At 49.1% G+C, this 21429-nt stretch carries 17 protein-coding genes; 6 read left to right on the top strand and 11 right to left on the bottom strand.

Features of this window, described 5'->3' with window-relative positions:
• Window positions 1-2: 2 nt before the first annotated feature.
• Together KJS57_RS08575 and KJS57_RS08570 are read right to left on the bottom strand one after the other, a co-directional pair.
• Window positions 3-1016, bottom strand: a complete 1014-nt coding sequence (locus KJS57_RS08575; protein ID WP_211022342.1) for a LacI family DNA-binding transcriptional regulator — start codon at window positions 1014-1016, stop codon at window positions 3-5.
• A gap of 452 nt (window positions 1017-1468) precedes the next feature.
• Complete coding sequence (locus tag KJS57_RS08570; protein ID WP_213654429.1) at window positions 1469-4021, bottom strand: beta-mannosidase; 2553 nt, start codon at window positions 4019-4021, stop codon at window positions 1469-1471.
• A gap of 268 nt (window positions 4022-4289) precedes the next feature.
• Here KJS57_RS08570 and KJS57_RS08565 point away from each other — a divergent pair, with 268 nt between their 5' ends.
• From KJS57_RS08565 to KJS57_RS08545, 5 genes are all read left to right on the top strand, one after another.
• Window positions 4290-5627, top strand: a complete 1338-nt coding sequence (locus KJS57_RS08565) for an ABC transporter substrate-binding protein (RefSeq protein ID WP_211022344.1) — start codon at window positions 4290-4292, stop codon at window positions 5625-5627.
• Window positions 5628-5719: 92 nt separating this feature from the next.
• Complete coding sequence (locus KJS57_RS08560; protein WP_373316812.1) at window positions 5720-6604, top strand: carbohydrate ABC transporter permease; 885 nt, start codon at window positions 5720-5722, stop codon at window positions 6602-6604.
• Window positions 6601-7434, top strand: a complete 834-nt coding sequence (locus KJS57_RS08555) for a carbohydrate ABC transporter permease (RefSeq protein ID WP_213654427.1) — start codon at window positions 6601-6603, stop codon at window positions 7432-7434. Before KJS57_RS08560 ends, KJS57_RS08555 begins: the two co-directional genes overlap by 4 nt.
• A 33-nt stretch (window positions 7435-7467) precedes the next feature.
• Window positions 7468-9294, top strand: a complete 1827-nt coding sequence (locus tag KJS57_RS08550; protein ID WP_244861454.1) for a cache domain-containing sensor histidine kinase — start codon at window positions 7468-7470, stop codon at window positions 9292-9294.
• 14 nt (window positions 9295-9308) lie between these two features.
• The gene (locus tag KJS57_RS08545; protein ID WP_213654426.1) at window positions 9309-10808 is read left to right on the top strand and encodes a response regulator transcription factor; all 1500 of its coding nucleotides are present in this window, start codon (window positions 9309-9311) and stop codon (window positions 10806-10808) included.
• A 59-nt stretch (window positions 10809-10867) separates the two neighbouring features.
• On the opposite strand, the gene KJS57_RS08540 is transcribed toward KJS57_RS08545, so the two are convergent.
• From KJS57_RS08540 to KJS57_RS08500, 9 genes are all read right to left on the bottom strand, one after another.
• Window positions 10868-11542: an ABC transporter permease gene (locus KJS57_RS08540; RefSeq protein WP_213654425.1), complete on the bottom strand. Its 675-nt coding sequence runs from the start codon at window positions 11540-11542 to the stop codon at window positions 10868-10870.
• 17 nt (window positions 11543-11559) lie between these two features.
• Window positions 11560-12252, bottom strand: a complete 693-nt coding sequence (locus KJS57_RS08535; protein ID WP_213654424.1) for an ABC transporter permease — start codon at window positions 12250-12252, stop codon at window positions 11560-11562.
• A complete protein-coding gene (locus KJS57_RS08530; protein ID WP_213654423.1) occupies window positions 12245-13168 on the bottom strand; it encodes an ABC transporter ATP-binding protein in 924 nt (307 codons plus the stop codon). The genes KJS57_RS08535 and KJS57_RS08530 overlap by 8 nt, the downstream gene beginning before the upstream one ends.
• Before the next feature lie 172 nt (window positions 13169-13340).
• A complete protein-coding gene (locus KJS57_RS08525; protein ID WP_306434207.1) occupies window positions 13341-14294 on the bottom strand; it encodes a sensor histidine kinase in 954 nt (317 codons plus the stop codon).
• Complete coding sequence (locus KJS57_RS08520; RefSeq protein ID WP_280520370.1) at window positions 14276-14980, bottom strand: response regulator transcription factor; 705 nt, start codon at window positions 14978-14980, stop codon at window positions 14276-14278. The genes KJS57_RS08525 and KJS57_RS08520 overlap by 19 nt, the downstream gene beginning before the upstream one ends.
• A 204-nt stretch (window positions 14981-15184) precedes the next feature.
• Window positions 15185-15346 carry an aspartyl-phosphate phosphatase Spo0E family protein gene (locus KJS57_RS08515; protein WP_244861453.1) on the bottom strand — a complete coding sequence of 54 codons (162 nt, stop codon included), beginning with the start codon at window positions 15344-15346 and terminating at the stop codon, window positions 15185-15187.
• Window positions 15347-15589: 243 nt separating this feature from the next.
• Window positions 15590-17032, bottom strand: a complete 1443-nt coding sequence (locus KJS57_RS08510; RefSeq protein ID WP_244861452.1) for a helix-turn-helix transcriptional regulator — start codon at window positions 17030-17032, stop codon at window positions 15590-15592.
• Window positions 17033-17285: 253 nt separating this feature from the next.
• Window positions 17286-18182 (bottom strand): aldo/keto reductase, encoded by an 897-nt coding sequence (locus KJS57_RS08505; protein WP_213654420.1) that lies wholly within the window; start codon window positions 18180-18182, stop codon window positions 17286-17288.
• 58 nt (window positions 18183-18240) lie between these two features.
• Window positions 18241-19620 carry an aldehyde dehydrogenase gene (locus tag KJS57_RS08500; RefSeq protein ID WP_213654525.1) on the bottom strand — a complete coding sequence of 460 codons (1380 nt, stop codon included), beginning with the start codon at window positions 19618-19620 and terminating at the stop codon, window positions 18241-18243.
• 184 nt (window positions 19621-19804) lie between these two features.
• Between KJS57_RS08500 and KJS57_RS08495 the strand changes: the two genes are divergently transcribed.
• Window positions 19805-21409, top strand: a complete 1605-nt coding sequence (locus KJS57_RS08495) for a spore germination protein (protein WP_213654419.1) — start codon at window positions 19805-19807, stop codon at window positions 21407-21409.
• Window positions 21410-21429: the final 20 nt, after the last annotated feature.

Raw genomic sequence — 21429 nt, 5'->3', positions numbered from 1 at the left:
TACTATTCGCTATCCCGGCATATTCCGCATGATCCGCGGATAATTAGCTCTGTCGGGATAATAAGTGTCGGCGGGGCAATATGCGGAGTACGGATCAATTGATCAAGCTGCAGGACGGCCTGCCTGCCGATAGTTTGAAAGTCTTGACGTATTGTTGTTAGCGGCGGATTCGTATATCGGGAGATTTCAATATCATCGAATCCGATGACCGACAAGTCCTGCGGCACGGTTAAGCCCGCCTCCGCCGCCGCTTCGATGACCCCCAGCGCGCTCATATCCGAACAGCAAATTACGGCTGTCGGAGGTGCAGAACACTCCAAGAACTGCTTCATCGCGGCGTACCCGCTGTCTCTCGTAAAGTCGCCGAAGAAAGTATATTCCGAGCTATAAGGCAAATCCGATTCCTGAATCCCCTGGCGGTAACCCTCAAAACGCAGCTTGCCCACGTAGGAATCCTGGTAGCCGGCCACAAAAGCAATTTTCCGGTGCCCCAGTCCTGTTAAATAGCTGACAGCCTGCCGCATACTATCCACATTATCCGAAGTAATGAAGCCCGCCCTGCTTCCGATCAAATCCAAATCAATAAACATCGTCGGGATTTCAGACTGCAGCATCTCATCAAAATTGAGGTCGTTCCGTTGAAAACCAAAGATCAGCACTCCGTCCACATTCCGGCTACGACAATGGCGCACCAGACTATATTCCGGATTCCAGTCGATCTGGGCCAGGTAGATGAGGTCATAACCCGACTCTTTCAAAGATTCTTCCAAACCGGCAAGCAGTTGAACAAAATAAGGATGTGTTAAACCCGTCGTCAAAAAAAGCCCTAAAGTTTGAGTACTCCCCTTGACGAGCCCCCGCGCGGTTGAGTTGGGTACAAATTGTTCTTCCCTGACAACCCGAAGTACGCGCTCTTTCGTTTTGTCGCTCACATTTGGATAATTATTAATCACTTTGGAGACCGTCGAAACGGATACCCCTGCAGATTTAGCGATGTCGCGAATAGTCCGAACCATGTCCCACCTTGCTCTTCCTGAACTTATTTTCAAATCAATACAAGGATACTCTGTTTCCCCCAGGGATGCAATGAAGCGGATCTAAGGACTGCACTGCCCTCCCGTTCCTTCAGGCCAGACAGGTTACTAGATTTTCTCCAGCTAACCTACCCGAAAATGGGCATTTTGGGGTTGTTCATCTTATATAGCTGTATTTCCTACAGGTAATTTGCACGAAACCGGGCATTTTGAGAAATTAGCTGTATTTCCTACAGGTAAATTCCACTTTTCCCGCCTCTTTCGTTGAACGAGGCCAAATTAGATGCAATTTTTCCAGTTAATGTATGTAAAAGCGTGAACTTCAGGAAATTAGCTGCAGGTTTTGCAGTTATTAAGTCATTGAATCCCGCTGGAGAAATGTAAAAAAACAGCAGCCCGCCAATGGCGAACTGCTGCTGTGCTTCCTTACATATTTAAATGACGTAATCCCGCATCGAAGTCACCGACAATGCGCCCGGCGTACCCGAAACAAAGGCGTCGCTTGCGTTATCGCCGCTGCGGCGGCGGAATTCCACGGTGACCGGCTGCCCAGGGATCAGATCGAAGAAGTTGTCCGAGAAAATCCCCTCTGCCTCGGCATGCAGCCATACCTGTCTCGCCAAGACATCCGTACTCAGCGTAAAGGCTCCACCCTGGCTGCCAGGGATTTCTTCTACCGTGATCTTGGCCTCAGGGAGAGTCAGTTCCCGATGCGATTCAAAATAGAAGTGCTGGCTGTCCAGTACCTGGCCGCCACTCTCCAGATCGACATGCAATACAACGGACTTGCCGTCATGTCCATTCAGCAGCTCTGCTGCCGAAGCGCTGTACACGATCGCCGCCGAGTCAGCTTCGATGCTGACAGCCCGGGACTGTTCGGACAGCAGAGCCCCGCTAAAGTCATACAGGGACAGGCGAAGCTCAGCCTGAAGCTCCTCCCGCCGGTCGGATACGACATGGAAAGCTACTGTTTCCTTATCCGATCCGTCTACCGACAGCATGACCTCACGGAAGCTGCGCCGAACCACATATTGCAAAGCCCTCCAGCGGCCATAATAGTCCATGCTGGCCCAGGAAGCGACCGGCCAGCAATCGTTCATCTGCCAGTATAGGGTCCCCATGCAGAACGGCTTGTTTCTGCGGTGCGCCTCGATCGCGGTTTTAATAGCTTCCGCCTGAAGCACCTGGCTCATATACAGGAACGCTTTGAAATCCCGCGGCTCCGGCAAATACTGCTCCATATATTCCTTAATGAGCTGGTTACCCCTGCCGTTCTTCTGATGCGCAAGCATAACCTCCGATTCCAGCTCAAGCTGCTCTTCTGTAGCATACTTAAGTACCGAAGACAGCTCGGGGAACGATTGGAACCCGTATTCACTCATGAAACGCCCAACACGTTCATTGTAATTGGAGAACGGTTCGACCGCGTGCCATACGCCCCAATAGTGCACATCTCCCTCGCCCGTAACCTTAAGCGAGTGCTGACGATTATCATTCGTGATCTCCCGCATTGGCGAGGATGGCCAGTAGGCTATCCCGCCGCCCAAGCGCTCCACGACCTCAGGCAGAAGATGATGAAAGATCGCTTCGTAATCGGCCCAGATTTTCTCACGTTGTTCATGAGTATAGTCCTTCTTCCATCCCCAGCCGCCATCTTCTTCAAAGTGCGCCCATGCCGAATCGATTTCATTGTTGCCGCACCACAAAGCGATGCTCGGATGATTCCGCAGACGCTTCACGTTATATTCGGCTTCTTCGCGGACGCTTTGCAAGAACGCTTCGTCTCCGGGATACATGCTGCAGGCGAACATGAAGTCCTGCCACACCAGAAGACCGTACTCGTCGCAAAGCTCGTAAAATACGTTCTCCTCATAAAACCCGCCGCCCCAAATACGAAGCATATTCATATTGGATTCCGCGGCGGAGGCAATCTCATGCCGATAACGTTCCACAGTTACTTCGGGAATGAAGCTGTCGTTCGGAATATGGTTGGCTCCTTTGGCAAACACGGCAACCCCGTTCAATTCAAAACGGAAGGTGGTTCCTGCGGCATCTTTCTCCCGGATCAACCGGATTTGCCGCAATCCTGTCTTAACCGAGCGCTCTGCAACCACTCCTTCCGCACCACTGCTCCGCAAGCTAGCATTGAACTCATACATGGCCGGCTCACCAAGCCCCCGGCACCACCACAGGCGGGGATTCTCAATTTCAAGTCCCAGTTCTACCGTCTGATGGCCCTTCTTCAAGGAAACTTCCTTTTCCCAAGTCAGCCCGTCGGCGGCAAGCACGAGATTGCCTTGCCAGTCGGCGTCAGCTTCAATTTCTACCACAGCCGTAAGCTTCGCAATTTGTCCGCTTACCTCGTCCTGCCGGATGAACAGGTCGGTCAGACGTGGTCCGGACCAGCCGATCAAATGCACCGGCCGCCAGATTCCGCTCGTCACCAAGCGCGGACCCCAATCCCATCCATAATGGTACGGCGCCTTACGGGCGAATACGCTGACCCGGCGATCCCCCAGTCCCCCTAGCTCCGACTGGTCGTTTGACGCCGGAAGGTTGTAGCCGAGCTTCTCGAGCTTCGGTAAGTCCTCCTTGATCGGCGAGCGCAACCGGACGTTCACGACATTATCGCCAGGCTCCAGCAATTCTTTAACTTCCGCACTCCAGGCTTTAAACATATTATCCGCGGACAGAACCTGCCGCCCGTTTACAAACACATCCGCATAAGTGTCCAATCCTTCAAATAGAAGCTCAACGCGGGAGAAGTCCTTCCATTCCTCCGTGAGCGTGAACGTTGTTTGGTATTCCCAGTCTTTCTTATCGATCCATTGCAAATCATGCTCGTTCGTTCCATAAAAAGGATCCGGAATTTTACCTTGCCGCAGCAAGTCGCTGTGCACCGTCCCCGGTACCTGCGCCGCATTCCACTCCGTCTCGTCACAAGCTTTAAAGCTCCAGTTTTTCAGCTCTTGTTGTTGATTCCTCATAAGCCCTCCATGAAAACGATGTCTTATCTCTCATTATCCCTGATTATCTGTAAATATCAATATTTTTGTTAGCTATTTGTTAGATCAGCACTAGAACAAATGACCCATTCCCTGATTTCTTTCTGTAATATAATATGAAAACACGCAGACAAAACAGCATAATCCAGGACAATAAAAAATAACTCAGCACATTTAAAGTCCCCTAACAAGTAGTATACAATTTAACTGTAAGCGCTAACAAATACCATAAAAGAGGGGCGATCGAAGCATGAAGAAAGGCATTCTACTTACATTTCTGATGGTTTTCTCATTATCCGCCATCCTGGCCGGCTGCGGCGGCAATAACGGAAACAGCAAGTCCGGAAACAGCGGAAATACCGGCAAATCGAACACGAACCAATCCGCAGGGGAAAACTCCGGAGCTAACAGCGGCGAAGGAACGGCGGAAAAGCTTAGCGGCAAGGTCACTTTCCTGACGAACCGCACGGATATGATCGGCAAGGAGTACGACGAATACGTCAAACGTTTTAACGAGAAATATCCCGATATCAAAATCGAATTCGAAGCAAGCCAAACCGATTACAATCAGCAAATCAAAGTACGAATGGCCAGCGGAGAGTTGCCGGACCTGATGTTCATTCCGGACATTCCGAATTCCGATCTTCCCAAATATTTCGCTTCGCTCGATGACTTGCAGTTCAGCAGCGAGCTGACCTTCAAAGACTTTAAATCGTATGACGGCAAGCTTTACGGAATCACTACCGGTAACTCGACTTCCGGGATCGTGTATAACAAAAAGGCGTTCGCCGATGCCGGAATTACGGAAGTCCCGAAAACCTGGGACGATTTCCTTGCCGCTTGCGAGAAGCTCAAACAAAACGGCGTCATCCCGCTCTCTTCCAACTTTAAGGATAAATGGCCGCTCGGAAGCTGGGTATACGATATGCCGCGCATCATCGAGAACAACAAGGATTTCCCTAACGAAAGAATCAATATGGAAGCTCCGTTCTCCATGGATAACGGCTACGGCAAAGCTATGATGCTGTTAAAAACGCTGAACGACAAAGGTTATCTGGAAAAAGACATCAACTCCACCAACTGGGAACAATCCAAAAAAGATATCGCTAACGGCAAAATGGCTATGTACTTCCTTGGCAACTGGGTTATCAACCAAGTTATCGGCGTAGGTGCCGAATCCGACAACATCGGTTTCTTCCCGCTTCCGTTTGACAACTCCGGCTCGAACAGAGCTCCGTTTAACCCTGACTTTTTCTACGCGGTAAACAAAGACAGCAAGAACCTGGAAGCAACCAAAGCTTTCCTGACTTGGATGATTGAAGAATCCGGCTATGAAGATTTCGCAGGCTTTATTTCTCCGCTGAAAGGCCGGGAATCCAAGCTTTCGCAATTGGCTGAATTCCAGGCAACCGGCGTGGAGATGCAAGAAGGCGTAGCTGATGATCCGAAGGTCATCGAAATCTCGAACAAAGCCCAAATCGATTTGCCTGCAATCGCACAGGAATTCGTACTTGCAAAGGACCCTCAAGCGGTTCTCGACAAGTGGAACAAGGCGTGGGCCAAAGCTAAAAAAGAACTCGGTTATTAATCTTCAGGCAAAATGGGTTATCGGTGGCGATAATCCATTTTGCTTTCAATCATCAGACGCGGAAAGAAGGGATTTAAGGAATGTTCAGGACTATGACCTACAACAGACAAAAAAATATCATCATATTTACATTCCTGCTCATACCGGTAGCCTTGTTGCTGCTCTTCACCTATTACCCGGCCGCCAAGCTCGTCTTCTTCAGCTTCACGGATTGGGACGGATACAGCCCGGAGAAACCTTGGGTTGGATTGGATAACTATAAGGAAGTATTCTCGAATCCCGATATCTTCGGGGTCTTTACTCATAACTTCGCCTATTTTGTCATGGGATTAATCCAGAACGTCGTGGCGATTTATTTCGCCGTGGTGCTGAACGGCAGGCTGCGCGGAAGAAACGGCTTCCGGCTGCTCCTGTTCCTGCCCTACATTATGAATGGCGTTGCGGTAGCTTTTATGTTCGGCTATGTATTTGATACTACACAGGGCTCGCTGAATTTGTTCCTGAACAGTATCGGGCTGACCAAGCTGGGCGAAACCAGCTGGCTCGGCACCGCCGGACTCGTCAACTACTCGCTTGCCTCAACCGGCCTGTGGCGGTTTATGGGCTATAACATGGTCATCTATATCGCATCCCTGCAGGCTATTCCGAAGGACATTTACGAAGCATCTAAAATCGACGGCGCCAATGCCTGGCAAACCTTTTGGCGCATCACCTTGCCCAACATGAAGCCGGTCATCCAGTTGAACCTGTTCCTGACCGTGACGGGAGCGCTCGAAGTCTTCGACCTGCCGTTCGTATTGACCAAGGGCGGACCGGCCGGAGCGAGCCAAACCTATGTGCAGCGCGTGGTTGATACCGCATTCGCCTTCAACAATTACGGTCTTGCGTCCGCTATGAGCATCATCCTCCTGTTCTTTGTCATTGCGGTAGTAGGGCTTCAGCAATTTGTGCTTAGCAGAGGAGGGAACAACAAATGAACGCGAAAAAATTCAAGATTATGGACGCGTTAAAGTACCTCTCTTTGCTGATCGGGGTCTTCGTGGTCCTGTTTCCTCCCTATGTGGTCATCGTAAACTCGTTCAAAGCGGATGAGGAATTCAACACGGCCAGCACCATGGCCCTGCCGAAGAGCTTCTTCAACTTCGAGAACTTCAAGGTTGTCTTTGAACGGGGCGGCCTCCTGAGCGGCTTCGGCAATACATTGATCATTATCTGCGTGGCGCTTGTATTTAACATTATGTTTGGCACGATGGTTGCTTACGTGCTGGGCCGATTTAATTTCAGAATGAAAAAGGCGGTGTTCGGGCTTTACCTGTTTGCCACCGTTATTCCAAGCATTACGACCCAGGTAGCTACCTTCGGGATCATCAAGTCGCTCGGACTGTACAACACGATGGGTGCCCCCATCATTCTGTATATCGGAGCCGATGTCATCCAGATCATTCTCTATTTGCAGTTTATCCGCAACATTCCGGTGGATCTCGATGAGAACGCCATGGTGGAAGGCGCTTCGCTCTTCCGGATTTACCGGTCGATCATTTTCCCGCTGCTGACGCCGGCAACGTCGACGTTGATCATTCTGAAATCCATCAGTATTTACAACGACATGTACACCCCTTATCTCTACATGCCAAAACAGAGCTTGGGGGTCGTAACGACCGTTCTGATGCGCTTCCAGGGCATTAACATCGCCAACTGGAATTTGATCAGCGCCGCGATCCTGCTCATTTTGCTGCCGACCGTAGTGCTGTACTTTTTCCTCCAAAAATATATCTTTGAAGGAGTTGCGAGCGGTGCGGTAAAATAGGAGGCAATCTGCAGGAAAGGACGAGGGGTTCTTTTGATCAAGCTGATCCGTAATCTATTCCGGAAATCGTGGCTGTTTTTTGCCAATCTGTCGATGCAGAAAAAACTGGTGGTCATCTTCGTATTTTTAATTACGCTGCCGATCACCTATGTCAGTTACTCTTCCTACCGTACCAATTCCAACTCCGTGCTCGCCAGCACGACGGCGTCGGCAGGCCAAATGACAGACAACGCGATGGATAAAGTCGACAGGTATATTGCGGATCTGAAGCGGTATACCATCCTTCCCCTGTATAACAAGGACGTTCAAAAATATCTTGACCAGAAGGGGACGGATTGGGATAAGAACTCAAGCGTCAATATGTTTCTTATGTATCTGGCGAACACGAAAGAAGAAATCTCCGCCGTCTATATGATCGATCATTACAATTCGATTTTTTACTATAACAAGCCTGGGGTCAATGAGCTGTATCCTTACGAAAGATTGGCGGAATGGAGGGTTCGGACCGAGCAGGCCAGCACGGCTACGGTACTGACCGGCACGCACCCGATCCGCGTCAACGTTTCCGAACAACGGCAAGTTTTTACCGTCATGCGTTCTATCCAGTCTGTCAGCACGCTCAAAAATATCGGAATGATCGTCATCGATGTCGATATCAGTTTATTCGAGGGAATTATTCAGCCCCTGAACACGGTAACCCATGGCGACACGTTGATCGTGGATGACCTTGGAAAGGTCGTCTATAACAGCGATCCGGCCGAGCTAGGCAAAGACTTAAGCGGAAGCCCTCTACTCGCTCAGGCGACTGCGTCGCGGGGCAACTTTCGGTTGGACATCGGCGGCGAACCGTATATGGCGGTCTATTCCGTTTCCGAGAGCACCGGCTGGAAGACGCTTGTGTATATTCCGCTTAAGGAACTGCTCGCTCCAATGAAGCAGAGTCGTAACGCCATGATGATCATGACGCTGTCGATTCTTTCTTTTGCTCTGCTGGTGGCGATGTTTATCTCGTATGCACTCACCAAGCCGATGAAGCGGACCGTCCAGTTAATGAAGCAGGTGCAGCGCGGTAAGCTGGATGTCCGGGTGAATGTGAAATACAACGATGAAATCGGGATGCTGGGCAGCCATTTCAACCGGATGATCGGCCGGGTCCGCGACCTGCTGCAGGAAGTGTACGAAACGGAACAGAGCAAACAAAAGGCCGATATGCTGGCCCTGCAAAATCAAATCAATCCGCATTTTATTTATAACACGCTGGAATCGATCCGCATGCTGGCCGAGCTGAATGATGACGACCGCGTCGCAGAGCTGACCTATCTGCTTGGACTGCTGCTCCGCTACAGCATTACCCGCAGCGATGAGATCGTTACCGTGAAGCAAGAATTGCAGCATGTGGAAAATTATTTGCAGCTGCTTCAGCTCAGATTTCCGGAGAAAATCAGTTACTGCTTCCTGATCCCTGAAACGTATCATTCCTTGCCGATCATTAAATTGGTGTTCCAGCCGATTGTGGAGAATGCCATTTTCCACGGGCTGGAGAAGCAGGCGGAACCCGGGACGATCACGATTACAGCCTGGAGCGAACGGGACGATGTGATTTTCACCATTCATGACGACGGGGTCGGCATGGACGAGGAAAGACTGGCTTCGCTCAATCAAAGCCTAAAGGATGGAAAGACGGATAAATTCGGCATCGGTTTGCGTAATGTGAATGAACGCGTTCGCCTGCATTATGGAGAGAATTCGGGGCTTGTCGTGAGCAGCAGACTTGGAGAAGGTACGATAGTTACCCTGCGTATTTCCGGCTTTTTGAGGACTGGGGAAATGCCTTTGCCGGAACCGAACAGTTATGCTTAAAGGAGGAATAGGCTATGCTGCGAATTGTCATTGTCGACGACGAATTATCCATTCGCGAAGGATTAGGCAAGATGATCGGCAAAGAGAGCGACCGGTTTCTTATCACCGGTTCTTTCTCCAACGGACAAGAATTGCTGGACTTTGCTCAAGACTCGGAATTTGACGCAGTCATTACGGATATCCGAATGCCGCTCGTTGACGGCCTGGAGCTGATCAAGGAACTGAGGAGCATTCGGCCCGAAGCCCGCTGCATTATCATGAGCGGGTTTACCGATTTCGAATATGCGCGGCAGGCGCTGAGATACTCGGCGGTGGATTATTTGCTGAAACCGATCAACAAAAAACAGTTATTCGGTTTGCTATATCAGTTAGACGAGGACAAAGAGCTTGCCTTGGGAAAAGAGCAGCAACTGCGTTCCGGCCTCCTCCTTTCTTACCTGAAGGGCGATCCGGCGCTCTGCGACCGACTTCCCGAGCTCATCTTGCCATTGCCTCATTTGTCGGTAACCGTCCTCAAGGGCAGCGATATGGAGGCGCTCCACTCCAGCGTCTCCCTGCTCCGGCGGCAGCCCCAATTCCGGTTTGACACTGTGGACACCGGGGAGGAAGGCATCACCCTGGTCAGCTATTATAATGAGCTGCCGGATGCTGACGATATAGCAAGGCTGGCGGATTCGCTCCGGCAATTCCCCCATCCGGGTATTGTTATGGCCGGATCGAGCCTCGGATACAGCCATCCGTCGGAACTTGGCAGAGCCTATTACGAGGCAAAGACCGCCTGTGACCGCGGCATGTATGGACGGGAGGCCTGGGGCTATTCCAGCTTCAGCCCGGCTTACGAACAGGAGCCCGATGTGGCCGGGTTGTTCGCGCGAAACCGGGAGACGCTCGCTCAAGCCGTCCAAGTGTTAAATATTCCTCAAGCGCTGAAAAGCCTGGAGCTGCAGCTTCATGAGCTTGAGCAGGCCAAGGCTTCGCGCGCTTCCATCCTTCAACTTTGCCGGTTTGCGATAGAAATCGCAGGCACCGAACTCCCGGAATGGGCGAGAATATTCGGGCCGGGCCTTCCGCTGCAATTGGAGGAACATTTGCTGACCTGCCTGACGTTCCATGAACTAAAGGACCGCTTTATGGAGGAGTTCTCCGAGACTTTGCAGCAAATCCGCGAAGGCCGGCTCGCCCAAGGCGGCAAATCCGTGGAAATCGTCAAGAAGTGGATCGCCGAGCATTATGACAAACCGGCGGACCTGAGCCATCTGGCCAGCATGGTGTATTTAACGCCGAGCTATCTTAGCAAGCTGTTCAAGCATGAAACCGGTCTGACCATAACCGACTACCTGATCGAAGTCCGGATTCGCAAGGCGAAGCAACTGCTGGCTGAATCCGCGGAGCTGAAAATACATGAAGTCGGCAGCGAGGTCGGATACCCCGATCCGGCTTACTTTAACAAGCTGTTCAAACGAATCGTCGGCGTTACGCCGAACGAATATAAGAGGATCAGCAAGTCCTCATAAAGACTCAGAAACCCCATGGATGTTCACTTTTAGGTGGATATCCATGGGGTTTCATTCTTTTATAAGACGTCCTTGCCCTCCACATTTCGGAGAGTAAGCAAAGCAACCAGGACACCGGTCACCGCCAAAGCTGCGGGAATATAAACGATGGAATTCAAGGTAAACTCTGTACCGCTGCCGATATTCAAAACCGCCATAAGGATAACCGCGGAGACGATAGTTGCGGACGCCGAGTATTTCCGCATTCCGAAGTAAAGCGGGACAAGACTGATACAACTGGTCATGACCGCCCCGGACAGAAACCCGGCTCCGTAATTAACCAGCATACTATTCGTTAGCTCCTCGTCAACGATCTGAGCGAACTGATTGAAAATATAAAATCCGGTGAAAATCACTACCCTGGAGAGCAAGCTGAACACAAAAGTAAACAGGACAACGATAGACATCTTTGCCGTCAGGAGCTTTTTCCGGCTTAAGGGGTACATGAACAGCACGGTCACGGTTTTGTTTTTGTATTCATTGATAATGAACTGCGATAACAATACGGAAGCAAAAATGATGAAAATGAATGAAGCGGAGTTCGTCAACAGGTACGCTTCTTTGTAGCTTTTTAAAGGTTCGTCATAGTTTACCGCGATAAGGGAGCCCATGAATATGAGAATGGCGATGACCCCTCCCAGAATGGTACCCTTTAGTTTATACTTTTGCATTTCCAGTTTTATTAAATTTAGCATTCCATTTGCCACCTCCCTTACGTTACATCCTTAACCTCCACGTTCCGAATCGCCAAATACGCAACCAGGATGCCGATCACAGCGAATGTAGCGGGAATAATAATGATCGAATTTAGCGTAAAACCATTGGTTCCACTCGTGGAATTCAAAATAACTCCAATGATAATCGCAGATACGATCGTAGCGGGAACCGAGTGCTTACGCATCCCGAAATAGAGTGAAGCCAGGCTGATGCAGCTGACCATGACCGAATTCACGAGAACGCCGACGCCTTGTTGAAGCAGCAATTCGGTCCCCAAGGTACCGGGAATAAAATGGGCATATTGGTTATACCAGTAGAAGCCAGTGAAAATCACAACACGGGATATGATCCCGAATAGGAACGTAAACAGGAAGACAACGGCGATTTTGGCAAGAAGCAGCTTTTTGCGTTCCAGCGGATACATAAATAGCACCGTGATAGAGCCGCTTTTATATTCATCAATAATATACTTGGCCAGCAGCACGGACGCGAATATGGTGAACGTGATGGATGTAAAGGTATTGATAAAAGCAAATATGGCATTGTAATCGGAGAAAGGTATCTCTTCCGTAGTATCATAATTAAGAACGATCACAAAGAACATGATCAGGAAGGTCGCAATAAATCCGCCCACAATATTACCGCGAATCTTATTCTTCTTCAATTCCAGCTTCATTAAATTAAGCACTTAATTCGCCTCCATTCAACAAGGACAAGAAGTAGTCCTCCAGAGAACTGTTCTTTTTGTGAATCGACTCGATCATCACATCGTTCACGACCAGAACTTTGGTCATCTCATTCTGCGCAGTACGGGTATCATACACGCGGAGCGTATGCTCGTCGATGACTTTGAAATTGGTCAAATTCAATTGATCCGATAACAGGAATGCGGCCTTCTTGCTGTCGCTCACGATCAGCTCGATATATTCGGTATTCCGCTCCCGTACCCGGTCCATCGGAACCTCCTCAATCAAACGCCCGTGATTGATGACGCCGATCGTATCGGCCATCTGCTCCATTTCCCCCAAGATGTGGCTGGACACCAGCAGCGTGATGCCATACTCCTTGGATAGCATTTTAAAAAGATCACGTATTTCCTTGATGCCTACGGGATCCAGTCCGTTGATCGGTTCATCGAGAATCAGCAGTTCGGGCTTGGTGATAATCGCTCTAGCGATACCCAGTCTCTGCTTCATACCCAGCGAGAAATCCTTTACCGGCTTATTGTCGATATTCGTCAAATTCACCAGTTCCAAGGCATCGTCGATCGATTTCTTGTTGTAATAGCCCATGTACTCGCAGTGCAGCTCCAGGTTCTCCCTGGCTTTCAGTCTGTCGTAAAAGACAGGCACCTCAATGATCGTTCCCATCCGTCCCAGCAGATGGTACGATTTGGGGGTCAGCTTTTCCCCGAAAATCTCAATTTCTCCGCCAGTGGGCTTCACCAGATTCGTGATCATTTTCATAATCGTTGTTTTGCCGGCGCCGTTCGGCCCTAAAAATCCGTAAATTTCCCCTTGCTTAATGTTCATATTGACATTGGAGACCACTTCTCTCCCCTGAAATACTTTCGTCAACTGCGTCGTTCTTAGAATCGAGCTCATCTCTCGTCCCGCTCCTTTGTTTTAGGTTGGCTTTCTTTTCTTCATAGTTTTATTGTAAAAGCCGATTTGGTCGTATTTATTAATCAAATCTTACTTAATTCTTAAGTTCCTGATGGTTTAAAAAAAGCCTAAAGAGAGCAGACCCTCTGCTTCCTGTAGGCTTCAGTTCAACCTAATACCGGAATGGCTTCAGCTGAACGGTAAAAATAGTTTTCTCGTACGGCTTACTGTAGAGATGCACGTCTCCACCCAGGTTTTGAGCGAGCCTTTTGGTAATCGTAAGACCCAGGCCGCTGCCCTGGAACGATTTGTTCCGGGAATCCTCCAGCGTGTACATCCGGTCGAAAACCCGGCCCTGATGAATGACGGCAATCCCTTTTCCCCGATCCCATACGTCGATATGTACATGATCTTGATCCTGTTTTAAGGTCAGCCCCACGACATTTCCGTCGCTGCCGTAACGAATCGCATTTGAAATCAGATTGTGCAGAATCCGGTCCAGAGCGCCCTCATTGGCATACGCGTAAATCGGCTCCTCCGGAATCCGGATGTCCACTTCCATCCCTTTGCCCGTCAGAACCTCGTAAAAGGCAAGTATGTTTCTTCGACACACTTCATTCAAAAGAACCCGGGTCAGCGGCAGCGGCTGATCTCCCGACTCCAGCTTCGCCAGATCAAAGAATTGCCGGATCATTTCCATTACTTCATTGGCCTTCCGAGTAATCTTAACCAGCATTTCCGCCCTCTCTCCGGCTTCCATATCCGGATCGAGCTGGATCGTCTCAATGTAGCCCAGAACCACGGTAAGCGGCGTATTCAAATCATGCGAAATATTGGACAACATCCTGCGGATCGATTGCTCGGTTCCCGTTCGTTCCGCCAGAATACGCTGGTTGGATTCCAGCAATTGATTGATGTCAGTAAGAATCACCCTGAGCTCGGGATCTTCCGTAAAGAGCAAGAGCTTTTCCCCGGTCTTATCGGACAAAATTCGTTGCAGCCTTTCATGAACCCGTCCCAACTGGTGGCTTCTTTTCTTGTACTTGTAATGCTGTCTATAGAGAAGTCCGGACAAAATTAAAATAATGCCGATCAGCGCAAGGTCCATCATTCGCGTCCATCCCACTTGTATCCGATCCCCCACAAAGTTTTCAAGTATCTCGGGTCGGAAGGGTCTTCTTCAATTTTTTCGCGCAGCCGGCGGATATGTACATTAATGACATTCTCGTCGCCCAAATAATCGTCGTTCCATATAAAGCCGTAAATTTGCGCCTTAGTAAAAACACGATTCGGATTTTTGAGAAACAGCTTGAGAATCTCCGCCTCTTTGGCGGTCAGCTTGACCTCTTGCTCATCTTTTCGAACAAGGTAGTTATCCAGATCGATCGCCAGCCGGTCCAGCATGATCATCGTATCCCGCTTCTCCTCCGGCTCACGCCGGGCGTACAAGGTCGATCTGCGGATCGCCGCCTTGATCCGGGCTGTGATTTCAATCAAGGAGAACGGCTTGGCAATATAGTCATCGGCACCGAAGCCGAGTCCCAGCGCCTTATCGATATCGCTGTCCTTGGCGGACATAATCAGAATGGGAACCGCGCTGGTCTCCCGGACGGTCTTAATGACCTCCATCCCGTCCAGCTTGGGCATCATAATATCCACAACAAGCAGATCAAAGGGTTCTCTTCGAAATAGAACTAGTCCTTCCTCGCCGTTATTAGCGGAACGGACCGTATACCCTTCCTTGGTTAAATACCCGGCAAGCATATCTATAATAGAAGCATCGTCTTCTATCAGCAAAATTGTATGCGACATCATCCACCCACCTCTCAACTTTTCCCATTATACTATGATTTGAGATGGCATCGGAGCCGTAAAATTATAAAATAACAATTAACGGCGATTTCGTTCCAGAAACATGCAAAAGAGCTGCGTCCTCTTCACGGGGCACAGCTCTTCTCTAAGTTTTATCGCCAAGGACAAGGATCATTTGCTGAATCTTCATCATCCGGGCTTCCTTCATGCAATCGGCTGCTTCCTTTGCAACTCTGCGTATTTGGCCTTGTTGTATTTATTGATCAATTTATCTAAAAGCAGAGATTGATGAAGCACTGCCTTATGGCGCAATCCGTATTGTTCAGCTAATTGGTTTAATTTTTGTCTCTCTTTTTCAATTTTCATTTTCATATACTCCTTATTATTCATAGCTCTCACCCTATGAATATATTATTGAGTGTTGCCAAACAATACATGTTGAGGCATTATGCATATTATAAAAAATTCCAAATTTAGAAAAGATGAAAATAGGATCAGCTTGTGAGCTGACCCTACTTAAAATGAAATTCAAATCGGAAGGATTATTACCGTCCGCCCCATCCATGGAAGAATGGAGTAATCGTTGGTCCAGCAACTACAACAGCAAAACTAAACATAAGCATACCCGAAACCACCCATGACATTTTCTTTTTCATAATCCCACACCCTTCTACAAAGTTCATAATATTCATTGCATTGAGTTTCCGAAGCATACCGACGATACATTTCAAACAATGCCATGCTATTAACCATGATGTCTTTGCTGCTTAATTTCATGGACATATTCATGCTGTATAAAATATACTTTAAGCCCTCTTCATACAAATCTTTCCTAAAGTTATAAAGGGCAAAGTTCTGAAAGAAAACGGAGTATCGAAAAAAATACGGGGGAACTTTTGTACCATCTTCCCCTATCGCTCTCCTGGTGAAAAAGTTGTCCTTGCCGGTGATTCTGTATTGTTCGATTTCATTTGAGAATTTGGTAAGAACATCGTCGATAAAGAATTGATGACGATTTGCCGATTCAATTAAAGTGATTAATCCCTCGACGACTTCATCTGGATGCGCTTCCAAAAAGGTGACATATTCCGGGATCTTTGAACTCTGACCACATTTAATATCCACGCATAGATAATTAGCTTCGGCGAACATTTGCAACTGTCGAACTTCCTCAAGCCCGGCCTCATCCATTCCCTCAAACCAGCTTAGATCCGCATATTTGGCAATCCATTTTCTGGACTCCTCAAACATCCCCCGGAGTTCATAGGTACCCGATTTATATAAATACGCAGTCCCATAATAAAATACGAGAGGCCGAACCGGTTTAAAGTCCTGGTCTTTCCAGATCTTTCGTTCATACAGCTTCCAGGTAAATTGACTAAGTTCATCAGCATAGTTTTCAACTTCGGCCCAATTAAACCTAACGGCGTACACCTCGGTTAACATTAATAGGCCATCAAGCGTTAGTGCTTCCGGCAGACGATAACAATAAGGGAGGAATTGTAAAGCTGCCTTAAACCCCTTCAGTCTGTCCGATTGATAGATTTGAAACAATCGATAATAACTCATGGCCAGCCGCTCCGAATGATTGGATCTTTCACTCTCGATCACAACTTCATACAAAACAGCGGCTGCTTCCTTCCACCCCTGCTCCAACATTAACTCGGCCGTTTCGAAGATTCCTCCGACCTGCTTCAAATCCTCAAGCAGACGACCTAGCACTTGTTCAATACAGTCCAGCCGATCTATCTCCGCACAACGGAGTAAAAACGGTCTGAGTCTCCGCCAATGCGGAGCGGTAGGGATAAAACATTCATCTACGTACAAATCATAGAAGTAACCTTCGGAGAGTCCCATCGCCATCGTGATACGATCGAGTTGCCCGAGGGCGATCGGCCGATTGCCATTTAATATACCGCTTAAGGTACCGACGTTCACACCCGAAAGTTCGGAAAATTGTTGAAGGGTTCCCCCTTCTCTCTTGATGTGGTCTTCCATTTCTGCGCGAATCGTGGTTGTGGAAATCAAATGGCGAATCACCCCCTTATCCAATTCGGCAAAAACTCCAATCATTATCCAAAATCTAGAATATGATGTATTTATATGTAATTATAATGTCAATATTTACAAACGTCAACTAGAAAATTGTAAATAAATAAGTAAAAAACAATAAGAATGTCATATTTTTATATAATTTGAGATTCTGTCTGTGATATGTAAGGTTATGATCGTGAATTACGTCGAATATAGCAAAAAAAAGAGAGGAACCGGATGCTCCCGCACCTCGATTCCTCTCCTATGTTGATCACTCCGTTACCAATTGCGCAGCACTTGCGTTCGACTCCACCTGCGCCGGGTTTTTGCAGCCTGGAATCACCGCGGTGACCGCCGGGTGGCGAAGGCACCAGGCCAGTGCCCATTGGGCCATGTTCACGCCTTCCGGCACCTCGTTACGTGCGATCTGCTCCACTTCTTCGAGCTTGCGGCGCGTGTTCTCCGGATCGTGACGGTGCCGGACATCGGTCGTATCAAACACGGCGCCCGGCTTGTATTTGCCGCTTAGGTACCCGCTGGCCAACGGTACGCGGGCCAGCACGCCGAGGTCCTGCCGCTCGCAGGACGGAAATACCCGCTGCTCTGGCACGCGGTCCAACCGGTTATATACGACCTGAATGACCTCGGAATTCACTTTCGTCGAAGCCTCGGTCTGATGCAGGTTATCATTGCTTCCGATGGAGGTGCCGAGATGGCGAATTTTGCCGGCTTGCTTCTGCTTGTCCAGCATCGTCCACAATTCATCGCTATCAAAAGCCGCATCCGGCCCGCTATGGAATTGGTAAAGATCGATATAATCGGTTTGGAGCGCCTTTAGAGAAGCATCCAGTTGCACCAGCACGTCTTTGGCGCCATACATATCTGTCCGGGTAAACCGCTCATGGAAGTGATGCCCGAACTTCGTCGCGATAATCCAATCCTCGCGTTTGCGGCGGCCGATATAGTTGCCGATAAACGATTCGGACAAATGATCGCCGTAACATTCGGCCGTATCGATGAGGTTAATGCCAAGCTCCTGGCCTTTGTCGAGAATGGCGTCGACTTCATCCTGCGTAAACTGCAGGCCCCACTCTCCGCCGAATTGCCAGGTTCCGATCCCGATAACCGACACGTTCAGCTCCGTCTTTCCCAATCTGCGAAATTTCATATTGTAATCCCTCCTCTTGAAAATTGTATCATGTCCCCGTTCCTATGCAAAAAGCGGCCTATTTCATCACCTTTTTTATCAGGTTCAGCTTCTTATCACTGTAGGGCGGGAAAATAAAGTTGATTTTCACCCGTGTCGATTTCTTCAGCACGCCTTTCATATGGGAGAAGGCTTCAAAACTGTACCTGCCATGATATGAGCCCATCCCGGATTGGCCTACACCGCCGAAGGGCAGATACGGTGTCGCCAAATGCAAGATGGTGTCATTTACGCAGCCCCCGCCAAAAGACACCGCCTCCATCACGTTGCGCTCGATTCCCTTATTCGCAGTGAACAAGTAAAGGGCAAGCGGTTTAGGTCTGGAATTCAACATCGAAATGGCCTGGTCCAGATGCTCGTATTCCAAAATAGGCAATATCGGCCCGAAAATCTCCTCTTCCATCACCTTGTCCCCCCACTGCACCTTATCCATCAAGGTCGGAGCGAGGTACAAATCCCCGCGGTCGCTCTCTCCACCGGTCACGACTTTAGAGGGTTCCAGCAGTCCGGTCAATCGCTCCCAATGCCGCTCGTTGACGATGCGTCCAAAGTCAGGGCTTTGTTTCGGGTCAGCCCCGTAGAAGGCCGTTATCTGTTCTTTCAGTTTAACCAAGAGGGCAGGCTTAATCTCCTTGTGGGCAAGCACATAGTCCGGAGCGACACAGGTCTGGCCGGTATTCACAAACTTCCCCCATACGATTCTCTTGGCGGTCAATTCGAGATCGGCGTCACTATGCACGATACAAGGGCTTTTGCCTCCCAGTTCCAAAATAACCGGAACAAGATGCTCGGCGGCGGCCTTCATGACGATCTTCCCGACCTGCGTGCTCCCTGTAAAGAAAATCCGGTCAAATGGGGCATGAATCAGATCCGAGGTCGTCTCCTTTCCGCCCTCGATGACCCGTATATAATCTTCATCAAAATGCTCCCGGATCAGCTTCGCGATGACCGCCGACACATGCGGGGTAAATTCCGACGGCTTGATGACAGCCGCATTCCCGGCAGCGATCGCCCCGGCTAACGGGTCCATAACGAGCATAAACGGGTAGTTGAACGGCCCGATGATCAGGGCCGATCCGTACGGCTCAGGGTAAATTACGCTTTTCGAGCCGAAATGCATGGCAGGGGTCCGCACTGTTTTCGGCTTCATCCAACGCTTCAGATGCTTCATCGTATGGCCTAAGCTGTCGAGCAAATATCCAATTTCCGTGGTGTACGCCTCATATTGAGATTTGCGCAAGTCCTGCCGCAACGCCTCCATGATGTCTTTTTCATATTTCTTGACGGCTGATTTCAGTGTTTGCAGCTGCTTCATCCGGAATGCCAGAGGCCGTGTTCCTCCGGAAGCTACGAGCCGCTTCTGTTTGTCGATCAGATTTTGTATCGCTGAAGCATCCATCGTTTCATTAATATTCTGCACAGTGATCCCTCTTTTCGAATCGTAACAGTCCTGTTAAATAGTATACCTCAATACCGGATTGAGAGTGTGTGGATAGAAAGATTGATCGGATCCCGTAAGTTTACCTTGCGATTCCTTCGGAAATAATGGTGGGATAGCTCAACTTGCGAGAGGAAGACAACCTATGCGCTATCGAAGAAAAAGCAATCAGTTCACCAACAAAACTCAAGCATCAGCTAAGGAGCCGCCATCTCCAGCTAAGCCCGAATCAAGCTCATCGGACATCTTGAATTGCAATCTTAAGGCCAATTTACAACAAATCAAAAAGATGCTCGGAAACAGCACTGACATTATTATTCGAGAAGTACCCGTTTCGGGGTCAAAAGAGCCGTCGATCGCCGTTATTTACACGGACGGGCTGGCCGATCCAAAGGAAATTAACAATTCAATTATGAGGCCTATCTCCTCTATTTCGGAAGGTTATAAAGATGGTTCTTCGTGTTCTTCTCCCTTGGACGGACAACACCTTTTGGACGATATCACTTCGGGATTAAAAGACTTTTCCGAGGTCCAGGACTATACATCGCTTTTGCACGACCTTCTCTCAGGAGATACGATCCTTATATTCGAAGGATTAAATAAAGGCATCTCAGTCTCTACGCCCGGATGGAAGGACCGCGGGGTCACGGAAACCTCGGCGGAGAACGTCGTGCGCGGTCCACGCGAAGCCTTTTCCGAATCGATCCGGACCAATACCGCTTTAGTTCGCCGGAAAATTAAAGATCCTGACTTGCGGCTGGAAACGCAGCAAATTGGGCGGCGCACCCAGACTAATGTCAGTATTATGTTTATCCAAGGCATCGCCAACGAGAAAATAGTCCAAGAGGTACGCGACCGGCTTGCTGTCATAGATGTAGACGGGATCCTGGAGAGCGGATATATCGAAGAAATCATTCAGGATAAAACCTTGACCCCCTTCCCCACGATTTACAATACGGAGCGTCCGGATGTAGTGGCGGCTGAACTCTTGGAGGGGAAAGTCGTGATTTTGGTGGATGGGACGCCGTTTGTTCTTGTGGTTCCAGCTCTCTTCGTCTCTTTCCTGCATGCGGCGGAGGATTATTATCAACGTGCGGATATCAGCAGCTTTTTGCGGATGCTCCGGTACTTAAGCATATTTATCTCTTTGCTGGCACCGTCCCTATACGTCGCGATTTCCACGTTTCATCAGGAAATGCTGCCGACCCAGCTTCTCTTTGGTCTGGCATCGCAACGGGAACAGATTCCCTTTCCCGCCTTCGTAGAAGCTCTATTGATGGAGTTGACCTTCGAGATCCTGAGAGAGGCAGGTGTACGTTTGCCTAAAAATATCGGCTCCGCGATTTCTATCGTAGGAACGCTCGTCATTGGACAAGCCGCCGTGGAGGCGGGGATCATTTCGGCGGCCATGGTTATTGTAGTCGCAACCACGGCCATATCCAGTTTCGTGCTCCCCTCCTTCAACATGTCCATCGCTTTTCGGATGCTTCGCTTTCCGTTAATGTTACTAGCCGGTTCCTTCGGACTTTTCGGCATCTTCATTGGCGTCACTACCCTGATTCTTCATTTATGCAGCCTGCGGTCATTCGGAATCCCATATATGGCTCCTTTTGCCCCATTAATTCCCGATGGGCAAAAAGACGCAATTATCAGACTTCCGCATTGGCTGCTGCTGACCCGTCCCCGGATTATAAATAAGAAGAATATGACACGCAGAAAGAGCACGCCTCCAGAAAAATCACGAGAATAGAAGAAATGACAGACAAGCCA

It is taken from the genome of Paenibacillus vini (genome assembly GCF_018403325.1).
GTDB lineage: Bacteria > Bacillota > Bacilli > Paenibacillales > Paenibacillaceae > Fontibacillus > Fontibacillus vini.
The sequence above is the reverse complement of the archived record's forward strand: the minus strand, read 5'-3'. Positions and strand labels throughout refer to the sequence as shown.